This window comes from Spirosoma profusum, from assembly GCF_014699005.1.
In the GTDB taxonomy this organism is placed as follows: Bacteria; Bacteroidota; Bacteroidia; order Cytophagales; family Spirosomataceae; genus Spirosoma; species Spirosoma profusum.
This window is the reverse complement of record NZ_JACWZY010000020.1, coordinates 1-14,675: the sequence shown is the minus strand read 5'-3', so window position 1 is coordinate 14,675 and position 14,675 is coordinate 1. Positions and strand designations below refer to the sequence as shown.

The following is a 14,675-nucleotide window of genomic DNA, read 5'->3' as shown; positions in this document are numbered from 1 at the left end:
TGCCACACCCTTTAAACCTGATATTGGCAGGACGCAATACTCAGGTACGGCTGAAGCGTAATCATGTCTGTATCAACGGTTTCTCCATTCTGAAGGGTTGATTGCCGGTCGCCATAGGCAATGAGCAACGTATTACCCACCGTATCAATCCAGGTAAGGGGTTCGCTGTAGAACGTAATCGCTACTTTGTGAGCTTGTTTGTCCGATACGTGCGAGTGGATGATGTCGAACTTGAACTGAGTAAACGGCAGGCAGAGTTTACCCGACTGATTCACAATATCAGGAACGATGTTATTTAGTTGCCGAATGTACCCAATGGCGGCCATACTGGTCTGTTGATGCAGTCGGTCGGCATTGGGTACATTGTCGAGCAATTCCTGGAACGTAGCGTATTTATTTTCCTGGTTATAATATTGGGCCTGCATGTAAAATTCCATGTAAGTATCCTCGAATACGTACTTGTCCCACAATTTCTGAGACGACGAGTCGATAATTTTCCGATAACTCAGGTGAATAATACGCATAAAATAAGCGGTGATTTATCCGTTTACGACGATGGTGTGCGTTAGCGTATAACCGCCCGACAAACTGCCCGAAACAGTGGCTAATTCTGTTGTAAACCCATCACTAAATACGTTATCTTTCTCATTCAGCGTATCCTGTTTCCCTTTCGTATAGCCATACGATTGTCCGGTTGTATAAACCGTAGTGCAAATGTCATACGGGAAAGCTATCTGAGTGACCAGCAGCGATTTACCCGACGCATTGTAGATGTGTACGTGAACGTGCGGAGCACGGCCCGAATACCAGCCGGGAAAAATAGACGTAAACGACACCAGCCCGTTCGCATCCGTCGTCTGACGCCCACGCAGGAAGTGAACACTTGTATAATTCGTGCTCTGCATACCCGTACCGCCGTATTCAGAGTAATTGCCGCCTTTGTCGCAATGCCACACATCGACCAGCGCACCAGCCAGAGCGGCACAACTGGCACTCGCGTTTTTAATGGTTATGTTCATCGTGAAAGCCACACCTGTCTGTCCGTCAGTAATGTCTTTCCGAACGTAGCTGGCCGGGCTTTTGGTTGGGAATGGCCCTTCGGTTTCGGAGGGCGTTACAGCGCAGTTGCTGGCCGAACTCCCGTTGGTTGAACCCGTCGACGTACTGGTTCCTGTACTTGTTCCAGTTGTGGTTGTTGGGTCGATTTCGGTTTTTGAGCAGCCACCTACCAGTGGTGCTACAGCCGCAATGCCTAACAAACTGCCAAAGCCGCGTTTCAAAAATTCTTTACGTTCCATGTTTCTGAAAATCAATTGTAGTAGAGAACAAATATTTAGCGATGAACGATAAGTGATAAACCATGAACGGTCCGCCATAGCGGTTGACGTTCGCACTCAATAATTGCTGGCGTCAACCAACTCATTACTTATCACTCATCGTTCATCACTTTTCGATAGACGCCTGATCAATCGTAGCTTTTACGTCCTGCGTGGCGTCCTTGAATTCACGGATGCCTTTGCCCAGTCCACGCGCTAGTTCGGGCAGTTTTTTCGCGCCAAAAAACAAAAGAAGGGTGCAGATAATCAGCACTATTTCGGAGGTGCCTAAGCCAAACATCAGTCGGAGTTTTTAGGTAAATACGTTGCGGTTGTCTATTACTATTATCGTCAAATGCCCTCGTTTCGTTGCACGAAGGCACTACTTATAGGTGAACCACCCGATTGTGTCGGTAAAACAGATGTTAAAACAAACTCCCGAAAAGCATAGTCTTTCGGGAGTTTAATTCGGTGAGTTCTGTTCCAATCAATCTACGTACTAAACCGGCTCAGAAAATCTGCTTCGTAGCTGGCGCCGATGGGAATTTCACGACCAGCGATAAAAATGGTTTTGTTACGTACCGCTTCAACCCGACGTAGCGGTACAATGTAAGACCGATGCACCCGAATAAAATCAGCCGGAGGGAGCCGTTCCTGCATCGCTTTCATGGTCATGCGGGCCACAATAGGACGCGCTACGTCAGTCCGGGGCACGCCAGCCCGGGGCACGTCAGCCCGATTGACTGGATGAAGGTGAATTTTGAGATAATCGTCAAGCCCTTCAATCAGAACTATATCGCTGAAGGCGATTTTATGAAGCGTGTAATCGGCCCGCACGTATAGATAAGCCTCGCCAGTAGTCTCCGAATGCTGCTGCCATCGCTGAAAATCAGCCGCTTTGTTGACGGCTTGTAAAAACCGCTCGAACGTAAAAGGCTTCAGCAGGTAGTCGACAGCATTGAGTGTGAAACCTTCTACCGCATATTCGGCGTATGCAGTCGTGAAAATGACCATTAACGGCTGCTTCGGCGACGTATCATCTGCCGACGTATCACTCAGGGCTTTGTAAAAATCGATGCCCGATACCGACGGCATATTGATGTCCAGAAACAGCAAATCGGTCGGGAACTGCTCCAGATGACGTAGCGCTTCGACGGTTCGGGTGAACGTTTTCTGTAAATCAACAAAATCTACCTGCTGACAGAAATGGGTCAGCACACGTAGCGCGGGCGGTTCGTCGTCTAAAGCTATGGCACGTATCATGACAACGTAAGGGTTAAATCGACGATAAAACTATCGGGTTTGTCGCTAATAACCAGCCGGTGCCGGTTGGGATATAACAGATCGAGCCGGGCCTGCGTATTGGTCAGACCGATTCCACTCGCCACCGCCATCGGCTGAAACACCCGCACCTTTTTGTTAAAGACGTAGCATTCCAGTTCAGTATCACCAATGGTAATCCGAATCTTAATGGCGGACGGTTCTTCAGGACTGACGCCGTATTTGAACGCATTTTCGATAAACGAAATCAGCAGCAACGGTGCAATCTGCTTGCCATTCGGACGCCCGTTTATGGTAAAATCAATTTCCACCGAACTGTCTATCCGGAGTTTTTGCAGAGCAACGTAGTGACTGATATAATCCAGCTCATTCGCCAGCGACACGAGATCTTTCTGTGAATCCTGAATGACGTAGCGCAGAAACGACGACAGTTTCACAATGGCATCGGCGGTAGGGGGGGAATCGATAATCGACAGGGCGTAGATGCTATTCAACGTATTGAACAGAAAATGAGGGTTAATCTGCGCTTTCAGGTACGAAAGTTCCGTCTGGATTTTTTCGCGTTCGGTTTCGCGCAGGCGGTTGTTTACACGGATAGCCAGCGCCAGCAGAAATCCCGCCAGCGTCAGAAAAAACGTCTGACTGGATTCAGGCGGTAAACCCCGCCGATCTGACGGCCCCATCTGGCCAAACTCTTCAGATGGACGAGGAGGGCGATTGTCGTTAGGGAATGAAGGTTGGTAGTCGTTACGTTCGGGGGGCGGTTGTCGGCGTTCCATTGGCGGACGCGATTGTCCCCGGTTGATAACGAATAATACACTTTCAATCAGCACAAAACAACCTAATGCACTGACGCCATACAGAACGTATCGGCGGTTGAAGTACAGCCTGGGAATCAGTACGTAGTAGTTGATGTAGAAAAAAGCAATCGTAATCAGATACGACACTACGTTCCTACGTTCGTGGGGATTGTACGACAGTTCCGCCAGTTTGTCAAACCCATCCGAAGCGAAAAGATAGGGCAGAGCCAGAAACGTCAGGCAGCCAAACACATGAATGGCTATGGTCGAAAGCCGTTTTGTCATTCGGGAAATTTACGGCTCAATTGGTGAATCAATCTCAATAGGGGCAAAAATTGGGATAAATAGCCCGAATGTGTCGGTGAATCAACCTTGGAAGGGTGGCTGGTAAAGCCCTGAAATTCCGGTAATGAATAGTAGTAGTTAGTAGCCTGGACGTCCAATACAAGTCATCAATAATCTTTCTGTAAACGCTGGTTTTCCGTTCGCTAAAAACCTGTCAACATAGGTAATGATGTTATTGCTTCTGTTTGTCAGGAGGTTACCTTTGGTTTATCCTAACTTCTTACCAATTACTGCTATGCACACAAAAACTATCCTACGTCGTGTTTTCGGTTTTTTTCTGTTACTGACAGGCATGAATCTAGTGGCTCAGGGGCAACCTACCAACTATACGGCCAACGTGGCTAATTCAAGTACTCCTGGAGTTTCTAACGTATTGGTAGGGTATGAAGCTGGCAACGCGACTATGACAGGTTCGTTTAATACGTTTGTTGGGCGTTCAGCAGGCCGGGATAACACGGAGGGGGAGTATAATGCATTCGTAGGTGTTTATGCTGGAGCTAAAAACACGACGGGCTCCAATAATGTATTCATGGGCCTTTCTGTTGGCAGCCAGAATACGACGGGGTCTTCCAATGCAATCGTGGGCGCTTCGGCGGGCCAGTTTAACACGACGGGCTCCGACAATGTATTTATGGGCTACCAGTCCGGCTTTCTAAACACAACAGGAGGTGGCAATACATTTCTCGGTTATTATACAGGCAACAAAAACACGGAGGGGATTGGCAATTCGTTTGTAGGTGTATTTGCTGGCTTTGGTAACACGACAGGCTTTAACAATGTGGCAGTGGGTCGTAGCGCGGGCTATGGCACCACCGCAGGCGTTTCTAATGTATTTATAGGCTCGCGGGCGGGTCAGGGTAATACAACAGGTTTTGGCAATGTGGTGGTAGGGGCAAACACCGGAAATTTAAATGGAAGTGCTGACCACAACGTAATGATGGGTGATTCGGCGGGCTTCAACAACACGGCTTCTAATAGCGTCTTCATTGGTTCCAGAGCGGGATACGCAAATACAACCGGGACGTTCAATGAATTTTTGGGCTATCAGGCGGGCTTTTCAAACACAACAGGCAATAACAATTCGTTTTTGGGCTATCAGGCCGGATATGCCAATACGACAGGAAGCACGAATACATTTCTAGGCAATTTTGCCGGCAATAAGAATACGACGGGTTCTTTAAATGCGTTTGTTGGCCATCAGGCTGGCTATAATAACACCACTGGCATTGCTAATGCAGTGCTCGGCTTTCAGGCCGGTGCTGTAAACACAACGGGGCAGCAAAACAGCTTTACAGGCTACCGGGCCGGTTATCTTAATACCACTGGTTTTGGCAATGTCGCCATAGGGTCATCTGCCAACAATACGAATCAGACTGGTAGTTTAAACGTGATGGTTGGCGATTCGGCAGGTTACAGCAACACTACTTCAGGCAATACGTTCATCGGTTCCAAGGCGGGCTACAACAACACCTCGGCCGACAGAAATACGTTCGTCGGCTATCGAGCGGGGTTTTCCAACACGACCGCTACCGCCAACGTGTTTATCGGCTATCAGGCGGGTTACAATAACACCACGGGTGTAAATAACGTAGCGCTTGGCCCATCGTCGGGAACAGTCATTACTACCGGCAGCAATAACCTCATGCTGGGGGCCAACACCAAACCAACCAGTGGTACAATCCAGAATTCGGTGGCGATTGGGGCTAATACATCGGTCGCGTTAAACAACGCCATCGTTTTGGGTGACCCTTCCAACACCAGCATTGCCGTCGGCATCGGCACCGATTCTCCGCTGTTTCCGTTGGACGTTCGCGGCATCATTCGCCTACGTAGTAATGGCACCATCAAATTTACCCACCTGCTCAACCCCAACCTACGTAACGGTTCCACAGATCAATTCCTGACCGTCAACGAGCAGGGGGAAACGGTGCTGGCTAAGCATCGACTACGTATCGACAATGTGAATCAATGGAGTGATCAGGTATTTTCGACTACGTATCACCTAAAGTCACTTTCGGAAGTGGAGCGGCATATTCAGCAGTATGGTCATTTGCCGGGTGTTCCCTCGGCAGAGGACGTAGTAAAAGAAGGAATTGAGCCCGTAAAAATGGAGGCCAAACTGCTGGAAAAGATTGAAGAGCTAACCCTGTATATGATTCAGCAGCAGCGGGAAATTAATGCGTTACGTGTCGAAAACAGGGCCATCAAACGGCGTTTGACAAAAAAATAGACGTAACGCGGCCGTCTGCGTTACATGATTCGGTTTGAGTTTTCGCTGACGAACGCGCCCCAAGCCCCTTTTTTAGTTTTTTTGCCAGAAACGGTGGGCAGAGCGTTTTCGTGAAAATGATGGCATACGGCAATCGCTAAAGCATCGGTTGCGTCGAAAAATTTTGGATTCAGATCTTCCCGTAACAAATGACTCACCATTTGCGAAACCTGCTCCTTCGATGCATTACCATTGCCCGTCACCGACTGTTTGATACGTCGCGGGGCGTATTCTACAATCGGAATGCTCCGCGAGAGTGCTGCTGCCATAACGACTCCCTGCGCCCGACCCAGTTTGAGCATCGACTGCACATTTTTACCGAAAAAAGGATCTTCGATAGCCATCTCGTCGGGGTGATATTCATCAATAAGTCGCAGGATGGTATCGTATAGTTTCTGGAGCTTCAGTTGGTAGGTGCTATATTTGTTCAATTGAACCACATCTGATAGCACCATGTGCATGACCCCCGCTTTCACCGAAATGATGCCGTAACCGGCAACCTGTGTACCGGGATCGACACCGAGAATGATTTTCTCGGTCTGTTGTTCGGATGATTTTGGGGTAATAAACATGAGTTGGGTTGAGGTTTCTTACAAAGTAACGTGTTCTCCGTTTGTTTTGTCGCTAAAATCGGGCAAAAAATTCATTTTCTGGGCAAAAACAGCCGTTTTTGTCGGGTTGGTCGTCTACATTTTCTACGTAGTGCGTCAACAACCCGTCGATTGGTCGGTTATTCAGGCACAACTACGTAGCGTCAACCACCCCGGGCGCTGGGTCGTTGCACTTTTTTTACTGACGCCCATAAACTGGGGTTTCGAAGCCCTGAAATGGCAAATTCTCCTCCGGCGCGTCGAGACCACTACGTTCGCCGATGCTTACAAAGGCGTGTTGGTAGGTGTTTCGTTAGGCTTCGCGCTGCCTGCTCAACTGGGTGATACGGCTGGTCGGGTTTTATCATTGCCAAATCATCGGGCAAAGGCGATAGGGGCGTCGATGGTGTCGGGCGGGATGCAGTTTTACGTAGCACTGGTTTTTGGCACAGTGGCCTGGGCATATCATCTGAGCGCTGCTCCCGAACGTAACAACACCACCGGACAATGGCTATCAATGATACTCATTACGTTGTCGCTAGGGGGCGTGGTATTCGGACTGTTACGTTATCGGTTGATAAACTGGCTTGAAAACCGCCCGACGCTACGTCGATTTTCGGAGTATTGGAACGTAGCGGGTCAGTATTCCGATATGGATATCATCAGGGCGTTGAGCGTAGCAGCCCTCCGTTACGTTGTATTTTCCATTCAATTTTACCTGGCGATGCGGCTGGTTGGCCTGAACCCTTCGCCGAACGTAGCGGCCTCAGGAATTGGTGTAGTATTTCTGGTGAAAACCATAACGCCCGCCTTCAACCTGCTAAGCGATCTGGGTGTTCGGGAAGCCGCTTCGCTGTGGGTATTTGCGCCTTTTGGCATACCCGCACCTGTATTGCTGACCGCTACGTTAACGTTATGGGTCGCTAACTTATTAACACCCGTATTGGTTGGCCTGATTTGGGTATGGAAACTGAAAATTAGTCGATAGTCGTTAGGCTACAGTAAACCTAACGAATACTGACTGACGACTATCAACTAAATGACCTTTTTTCTCCTCATAATCAGTAGCTTATACGCCGTTTTTACGCTGGTACTTTGGTTGACCTGGCTTCGAATGCCATCGATAGGAACTGAATCGCGTCTGGATGATTGTCCATTCATTACCGTTATAATCCCCGTCCGCAACGAAGCCAGCAACATTGCCAACTTATTGCAGGACCTCAACTCGCAAACGTATCGGCATTTCGAAGTAATCGTCGCCGACGATTCATCCACCGATGATACGTTGGCGATTGTTCAGCGCTACGTTAACCAAACACCCTATGCCCTTCGCCCTCTGCCCTTACCTAACGAGCGCACGACGTCGCCCAAAAAGCGGGCGATAACCCAAAGTATTGCGCTGGCAACCAGCGAACTGATCATCACCACCGATGGTGATTGTCGCGTTGGACCGAACTGGCTGGCAGCGTTTGCAACGACCTATGCAAAAACCGGTGCAAAAATGATAACAGGTCCGGTCACGTTTACAACCGAACGTAGCGTTTTCGACTCTTTACAAACGGTAGAGTTTGCCAGCCTGATCGGGGCGGGGGCCTGCACCCTGGCACTCGGTTTTCCGACCATGTGCAACGGAGCCAACCTTTGCTACGTAAAGGAAGTATTCGGGGAAGTAAACGGCTTTGCGGGAGTCGATCATCTGGCGTCGGGCGATGATGAATTTCTGATGCACAAGATTGCCAGCCGGTATCCGCAGGGTGTTCGATTTCTGAAAAGTGCCGACGCCATTGTCCGAACCGGGCCGCATCGATCGTGGGGGGCCTTTTATAATCAGCGGAAACGTTGGGCGAGCAAATGGCGGGCCTATTCAAGTCCACTGCCCTCGCTACTGGCGGTGTTTATCTTTATGAGTAATGCCGCTCCAGTTCTGGCTGTGATAGGCTATTGCCTCGATTTTTTAAACGGAAATGTTGCTCTTTCCGTTATAGGGCTGAAGGTCTTGCCGGAGTTTTTGTTTTTACGGCAAGTTCTTGTTTTTTTACAAAAAAAAATGTCGGTGGCAGCCATTCCGCTGACGCAGCTTATCTATCCACTCTACGTCCTTTTCTTCGGGCTGGCTGCTCAGGGAAAAGGATATAGTTGGAAAGGACGAAAACTGAATTGATGTAAGATAAAGGATGTATGGTATATGAAGTATGATATATCATCCCACCTAAATATCATACATCCTACATCTTATATCATACATTATTTTGGGCCTGTTTCTACATAAATCGAATTTTCTGCTTCGGACGGTGTATCCGGAGTGCTGGTGGAAAATTGAGGACGATGCCGAACCGACGATTTACCTGACTTTCGACGATGGGCCAATACCCGACGTAACGGAATTCGTGCTGGAGCAACTGGATAAATTTGCAGCCCAGGCTACGTTCTTTTGCATCGGTGACAATGTTCGAAAGCATCGCGACGTATTGTATAAGGTACTCGAAGCAGGACATATGGTCGGTAATCACACCTACAATCACCTTAATGGCTGGCGTACCGACGACGTAACGTATCTGGAAAATATCCAAAAATGTCAGCAGGAGTTAGGTGTTGAAACGGACCTGTTTCGCCCGCCATACGGACGTATCCGAAAGTCGCAGGTAGCCGAGGTGATGGAATCGTATTCAATTGTGATGTGGGACGTACTGAGCGGTGATTTCGACCCCGATCTACCTGCCGAAAGCTGTCTTCGGAAAACCATTCAGTATACCGGCCCTGGTTCTATTGTTGTCTTTCACGACAGCCTGAAGGCCTGGCCTACCATGCGGTACGTACTGCCCCGAATGCTCGCCCATTTTGCCGAGCGGGGGTATTCGTTCCGGGCTGTTCCGCAACCCATTTATGCCGGTTACTGAGCCGCAGCCCGTCATCAGCATTCTCATTGCCGCTCGTAACGAAGAAAGCTGCATTCTGGATTGCTTAATCGCTATCGACCAACTTCACCACGCGCCGAATACTGTCGAAGTGATTATCGGCAACGACCAGTCCACCGACCAGACCCGGCAATTAGTCATGCAGTTTATTGCCGACAAACCAACGTATCGGCTCATTGACGTTACGTTGGCGCTGACGGGTTTGCGGGGAAAAGCGAACGTGCTGGCGCAGTTAGCGCAACAGGCGCGTGGACAGCTACTGTTTTTTACCGACGCCGATACACAGGTGCCCGTCGAGTGGCTCACGGAAATGGGCCGACAACTAACGGCAAAAACAGGTATAATCACCGGCGTTACGTTACCCGAAGGCGCGACTATTTTCCATAAACTCCAAACGATTGACTGGCTCTATAACCTCACCCTGACGCATATTATAAGCAGTTTAGGCATTCCGGTGACGGCGATGGGCAACAACATGGCGGTGAGCCGGGTCGCTTATGAAGCCGTTGGGGGATATGCGTCGCTGCCATTTTCGGTCACTGAAGATTACAGCCTGTTTCGGACGATTATCGCTAAAGGATACGGTTTTCGGAATATTCTTGATACGAACGTATTAGCCCACACAAAGCCCGTAACTTCAGTTCGGACGTTTTTTCAGCAACGCAAACGCTGGATGCGCGGGGCTACGCAATTACCCCTTTGGATGGTTGTTTCGTTGTTCGGACAATACCTGACTCTGCCACTGTTGTTGATGCTGGCTTTGTTTTCTCCGGTATTGGCAGTTGCCCTGTATCTGATGCGATTATTTGTACAAACCTTCGTCATTTCCTTCGGCATCAGCCGACTCCGTCGAACCAGCTTATGGCCGTATGCGTTGCTATTTGAGCCCTACCAACTCATTATTGGCCCACTGGCTGTACTTTTTTACCTCCTGCCAACGGGTCTGGAGTGGAAGGGGAGAAGGTATGAATGAATTGTAGAGTTGAAGGATTCCAAGCTTTATAACTCTACAACTTTATAATGCTATAAAATGACATTAATCGACACCCACGCCCATATTTATGATTCTCAGTTTGATGAGGACCGGGACGTAATGCTTCAACAGGCTGAAAAGCAACAGATCAGCCAAATCTGGATGCCCAACTGCGCCCGCGAAACTGTAGCAGGAATGATGGCGCTGGCCGATCAATATCCCGACCGTTGTCTGCCGATGATGGGGCTGCATCCGTCCTACGTAAGTGATACGTTCGAGGAGGAGTTGACCGCTGTGGAAGATGCGCTGAATCGGAACGCGTTTATGGCGATAGGTGAAATTGGGCTGGATTTCTACTGGGATATGACATTTGTCGAGCAACAGTTTGTTGCATTTGAAACGCAGCTCCGATGGGCATCAGCGCAAAATTTACCCGTTTCGATGCACACCCGTTCGGGTCACGATCGTAATGCCTTTGCCGAAGCCGCCGACCTGATCGAGAAATTAGCCTTGCCTGGCCTGACGGGTATTTTTCATTGTTTTGTCGGTACGCTTGATGAGGCTAATCGGGCTATTGAACTCGGTTTTAAACTAGGTATTGGTGGAGTCGCTACGTTCAAGAATGGCGGTTTGGATAAGGTGTTGCCCTACGTTGATCTGGATCACCTCGTTCTGGAAACGGATGCGCCGTATCTGGCCCCGGTGCCGTATCGTGGGAAACGTAACGAACCGGCTTATTTACAACGCATTGCCCAACGCGTAGCCGATCTTAAACAAGTCCATATTGACGACGTAGCACGGCATACGACCGCTAATGCACAATCGCTGTTACCAGCTTTATACGCTAATTTGCTCCCCTAATTGTCTGGGCCAAGCTCCAGCTTGACCCGTGATTAACGTAGTAAGTTTGCTAAACGGGTCAAGCTGGAGCTTGGCCCAGACACATGTATGTCGTACAGAACCATTCACATTAAACCACGTTCGTCCAGTCATCCACGAGCGTCAGTGCTCGTTATTTATACTGGTGGTACGTTCGGTATGGTGTATGACCAACATGCCGGTCAACTAGTACCGTTTGATTTTGAACGCGCTATCGAACGGCTGCCCGAACTCCATCGACTGGATTTTGATATTACGCTGTTGACGCTTCCGAATATCATCGATTCGTCGAATATGAAACCTGAAGTGTGGGTAGAACTGGCCCAAATCATTCAGAGCAATTATGCTACGTTCGACAGTTTTGTGATTCTGCATGGCACCGACACCATGTCGTATACGGCATCGGCGCTGAGTTTCATGCTGGTAGGACTAAATAAGCCCGTTATTCTGACCGGCGCCCAACTACCCATCGGTGTCGCTCGAAGCGATGCCCGCGAAAATTTCCTGACCGCCCTGGAGATTGCGGCCGCAGTGGATACTGCCGCCGTGAACGTGGCAACTGTTGATACGGGCGGGAATGAGTCGGGAAATATAATAAAAGCTCCGCCCATGGTGCCCGAAGTGTGCGTGTATTTCAATTCGCTGCTGCTACGTGGCAATCGATCTACCAAGCGGGAGAGTGTACAGTTTAACGCGTTTGTGTCGGAAAATTATCCGCATCTGGCAACGGCAGGCGTGAGTATCGACTACAATCGACCGTTCATTCAGGCACATCAGCCAGACCAGTCGTTAACAATTCGGACGGTACTCGATCCGAACGTAGCGATCCTGAAACTCTTTCCGGGAATTACGTCCTCTGTTGTTGACGCAATCTGCAATGCGCCTACCTTACACGGTATTGTACTGGAAACGTTTGGAGCTGGCAACGCCCCCACCGACCCCTGGCTCTTGGAGACGTTAAAAGGCGCTATCGACCGGGGCGTACTGATTTTCAACGTATCACAGTGTGAAGGTGGACGTGTTACCCAGGGGCAGTATCAGACTAGCGTTCCGCTAGTAGAGATTGGCGTCGTCAGTGGAGCCGATATCACCACCGAAGCCGCTATTACGAAGCTGATGGTCTTGCTGGGTAGTGAAAAAGGCCGGGAGTTGGTGGTCACTACGCGTCTGCGGACCCTGCTGGCGCAATCCATCAGTGGTGAAATGAGCGAGTAAATTAGGTTGTGAAAGCTATTTTTTGCCTGGATGCCTTGCGTTATTAAGGGTGAACGTGCATCTTTGCAGTCCGAAATTCGAAGAGAGCTGCCGGAGTGGTCGAACGGGTCTGATTCGAAATCAGAAGTACTCGCAAGGGTACCGGGGGTTCGAATCCCTCGCTCTCTGCTTATAAAGGTTTATAATCTACTTTATTCAGGTGGTTATAAGCCTTTTTTGCTAGTTGACCAGCCTTCCTCCCAATTAATTGTATCAAAAAATCCTCCAAACTGGCTGCGATGGCCAATCTACAGAGGTTGATTTATGGTTCCGCTCTGGCAAATGCTTACAAAAAAGCCAGAATGCTCTATATTTATTCAGAATTTTATCGTTCCACCCTTATGAAATTACTCTTTAGTCTCCTTTTTGCTATAACTATTCCGCCAATAATAGGCTGCTCGCCAAAAGAAACCCTGCGTCCCGGTCCAAAAGCAGTATTTACGTGGGAAAATTCAGGAGAAGGCACCATTCAGTTCAAGAATGAGTCTGCCGAAGGGGATGCTTACGAATGGACGTTTGGCGACGTATCAGCAGCCAACACAGATAAAAACCCAAAACATACTTACTCAGGAAACGGAACGTATAGTGTTAAGCTGACTGTTAAAAACCCTACGGCCAGCGACTTGCTAACTAAAGAAATTGAGATATCAACGATAAAACCAGCTCCCAATTTTACCTGGGCGAATTCAAACGGGCTGGTGATATTTACCAATAGCTCTATACATGCAGAATCTTATGTCTGGGATTTTGGGAATGGTAAGACATCTACTGAGCCTAATCCGACGCAACATTATTCAAAAGCCGGAACGTACTATGTAAAACTGACAGCAACTGGAAAAGGGGGTAACGTATCAAAAACAGATAGTGTGCCCATACCTGTCGTTAAGTACACAATGGCAAACGTAGTAGACGACCAATCTTTGGTGAATTTTTTGCCAGGTGTTTGGGGAGTTTATGTGAAAGGAGAAGGTAATAAATATGATAATTATACGTATCGGTTTTCTCCCGATAATAACATACTTGCCTATCAGGATTATTACCAGCCTAGTGTCTCAATTTCAGGTAGTCCAGAAACGGCCAGGGTAGAATTTAAATATAGTATCGTAGATAATACAATCTATGTTGAAGATGCTACTGGAAAAAAGAAAAAGCATGCTCGTTTTCAAATTGTTTCCGATGACGAGATGAACGTATTTCGCATCTTTGAATCTGGCAGTTCTTTAACGGAGCAGGCATCAAATCTATTTACCAAAACGAGCGACGTAGAGAAACCCCTGAATGACGTAGTGAAATCACAGTCAGCGCTTTCCGTTCTGCAGGGAGTTTGGGATCAGGGAAAGTATGCTGCTGATACGGATGTATTCTTCGATTTTTCGGCTGGGAAGAATTATTATACTTATTATTCAACCTATTATGGCAAGAAAAAAAGTCAAAAAGTTGAATTTAAAATCGACGCCAATAATATTATGAGCTACCGGAATTGGAACAGCGATTTCGATCCGGCCTGGAAAAAATATAAAGTTGAATTGGTCTCAAAAACCTCAATAAATTTCTATCCGATAGACGCGCATAATGTTGTAAATAATAATGCAGGTTATATGTTAAATAAGCGAAATTAATAAGCAATAGTTTGTTTTCTGTAATTATGAATTTTTACGCTTTCTCCACTGAAAAAACTATTTATAAAACCATTTTGTAAAAATCCTTTTTTGTGAAGAGACTTTTCACTATTGAGAGAAATAGGTCTGACGTTGGCTTTTATGATTTATGCCATCTGGTTTAGTAAGAGAGAAATAAAACGTAGCGCAACAATCAGGGTAGAGTTAGGTAAAGGCTTGAATTCTTATCTCAAAACTAAACATACGTATTATGCCCTTAAAATCGGGTGAGATATTGACACAGTGTGGCACCGGGATTGGTATGATAATAGGGATTGTATTTTCTACGAATCCGGACATGTAAAAAGTGGCAGCCTGAGAAACTGTCTGAAAATGGCTAGAAATGAAGATTGGCATTAACCAATGGCTGAACTTTGAGGTGCGAAAACAAACCA

General features: G+C 47.9%; 14 protein-coding genes and 1 tRNA gene. 9 read left to right on the top strand and 6 right to left on the bottom strand.

The genetic code is table 11. From position 1 onward, the window contains the following. Nucleotides 1-11: 11 nt before the first annotated feature. From IC229_RS21195 to IC229_RS21175, 5 genes are all read right to left on the bottom strand, one after another. Nucleotides 12-524: a hypothetical protein gene (locus IC229_RS21195; RefSeq protein WP_190889024.1), complete on the bottom strand. Its 513-nt coding sequence runs from the start codon at nt 522-524 to the stop codon at nt 12-14. A 15-nt stretch (nt 525-539) separates the two neighbouring features. After that, a complete protein-coding gene (locus IC229_RS21190) occupies nt 540-1,298 on the bottom strand; it encodes a dioxygenase family protein (RefSeq protein ID WP_190889023.1) in 759 nt (252 codons plus the stop codon). Nucleotides 1,299-1,443: 145 nt separating this feature from the next. Beyond that, complete coding sequence (locus tag IC229_RS21185; RefSeq protein WP_190889022.1) at nt 1,444-1,617, bottom strand: Sec-independent protein translocase subunit TatA/TatB; 174 nt, start codon at nt 1,615-1,617, stop codon at nt 1,444-1,446. A 191-nt stretch (nt 1,618-1,808) separates the two neighbouring features. Then, a complete protein-coding gene (locus IC229_RS21180) occupies nt 1,809-2,579 on the bottom strand; it encodes a LytR/AlgR family response regulator transcription factor (RefSeq protein WP_190889021.1) in 771 nt (256 codons plus the stop codon). Then, nucleotides 2,576-3,682 (bottom strand): sensor histidine kinase, encoded by a 1,107-nt coding sequence (locus IC229_RS21175; protein ID WP_190889020.1) that lies wholly within the window; start codon nt 3,680-3,682, stop codon nt 2,576-2,578. Before IC229_RS21175 ends, IC229_RS21180 begins: the two co-directional genes overlap by 4 nt. A gap of 295 nt (nt 3,683-3,977) precedes the next feature. Between IC229_RS21175 and IC229_RS21170 the strand changes: the two genes are divergently transcribed. Further along, the gene (locus IC229_RS21170) at nt 3,978-5,972 is read left to right on the top strand and encodes a beta strand repeat-containing protein (protein ID WP_190889019.1); all 1,995 of its coding nucleotides are present in this window, start codon (nt 3,978-3,980) and stop codon (nt 5,970-5,972) included. Between the two features lie 20 nt (nt 5,973-5,992). Here the strand turns inward: IC229_RS21170 and ruvC are convergent, their stop codons facing one another. Beyond that, nucleotides 5,993-6,583 (bottom strand): crossover junction endodeoxyribonuclease RuvC, encoded by a 591-nt coding sequence (ruvC, locus tag IC229_RS21165; RefSeq protein WP_190889018.1) that lies wholly within the window; start codon nt 6,581-6,583, stop codon nt 5,993-5,995. 46 nt (nt 6,584-6,629) lie between these two features. On the opposite strand from ruvC, the gene IC229_RS21160 reads away from it, so the two are divergent. The 8 genes from IC229_RS21160 to IC229_RS21125 all read left to right on the top strand — a co-directional run bounded on the left by IC229_RS21160 (nt 6,630) and on the right by IC229_RS21125 (nt 14,241). After that, nucleotides 6,630-7,589: a lysylphosphatidylglycerol synthase transmembrane domain-containing protein gene (locus IC229_RS21160; protein ID WP_190889017.1), complete on the top strand. Its 960-nt coding sequence runs from the start codon at nt 6,630-6,632 to the stop codon at nt 7,587-7,589. 51 nt (nt 7,590-7,640) lie between these two features. After that, the gene (locus tag IC229_RS21155; RefSeq protein WP_190889016.1) at nt 7,641-8,762 is read left to right on the top strand and encodes a glycosyltransferase family 2 protein; all 1,122 of its coding nucleotides are present in this window, start codon (nt 7,641-7,643) and stop codon (nt 8,760-8,762) included. Nucleotides 8,763-8,850: 88 nt separating this feature from the next. After that, nucleotides 8,851-9,498: a polysaccharide deacetylase family protein gene (locus IC229_RS21150; protein WP_190889015.1), complete on the top strand. Its 648-nt coding sequence runs from the start codon at nt 8,851-8,853 to the stop codon at nt 9,496-9,498. Then, nucleotides 9,485-10,489 carry a glycosyltransferase family 2 protein gene (locus IC229_RS21145; RefSeq protein WP_190889014.1) on the top strand — a complete coding sequence of 335 codons (1,005 nt, stop codon included), beginning with the start codon at nt 9,485-9,487 and terminating at the stop codon, nt 10,487-10,489. Before IC229_RS21150 ends, IC229_RS21145 begins: the two co-directional genes overlap by 14 nt. Nucleotides 10,490-10,546: 57 nt before the next feature. Beyond that, the gene (locus tag IC229_RS21140; RefSeq protein WP_190889013.1) at nt 10,547-11,350 is read left to right on the top strand and encodes a TatD family hydrolase; all 804 of its coding nucleotides are present in this window, start codon (nt 10,547-10,549) and stop codon (nt 11,348-11,350) included. Nucleotides 11,351-11,437: 87 nt separating this feature from the next. Further along, complete coding sequence (locus IC229_RS21135) at nt 11,438-12,583, top strand: asparaginase (RefSeq protein ID WP_190889012.1); 1,146 nt, start codon at nt 11,438-11,440, stop codon at nt 12,581-12,583. Nucleotides 12,584-12,664: 81 nt separating this feature from the next. Then, a tRNA-Ser gene (locus IC229_RS21130) sits at nt 12,665-12,751 on the top strand. 110 nt (nt 12,752-12,861) lie between these two features. Next, nucleotides 12,862-14,241: a PKD domain-containing protein gene (locus tag IC229_RS21125; protein WP_190889011.1), complete on the top strand. Its 1,380-nt coding sequence runs from the start codon at nt 12,862-12,864 to the stop codon at nt 14,239-14,241. Nucleotides 14,242-14,675 lie beyond the last annotated feature (434 nt).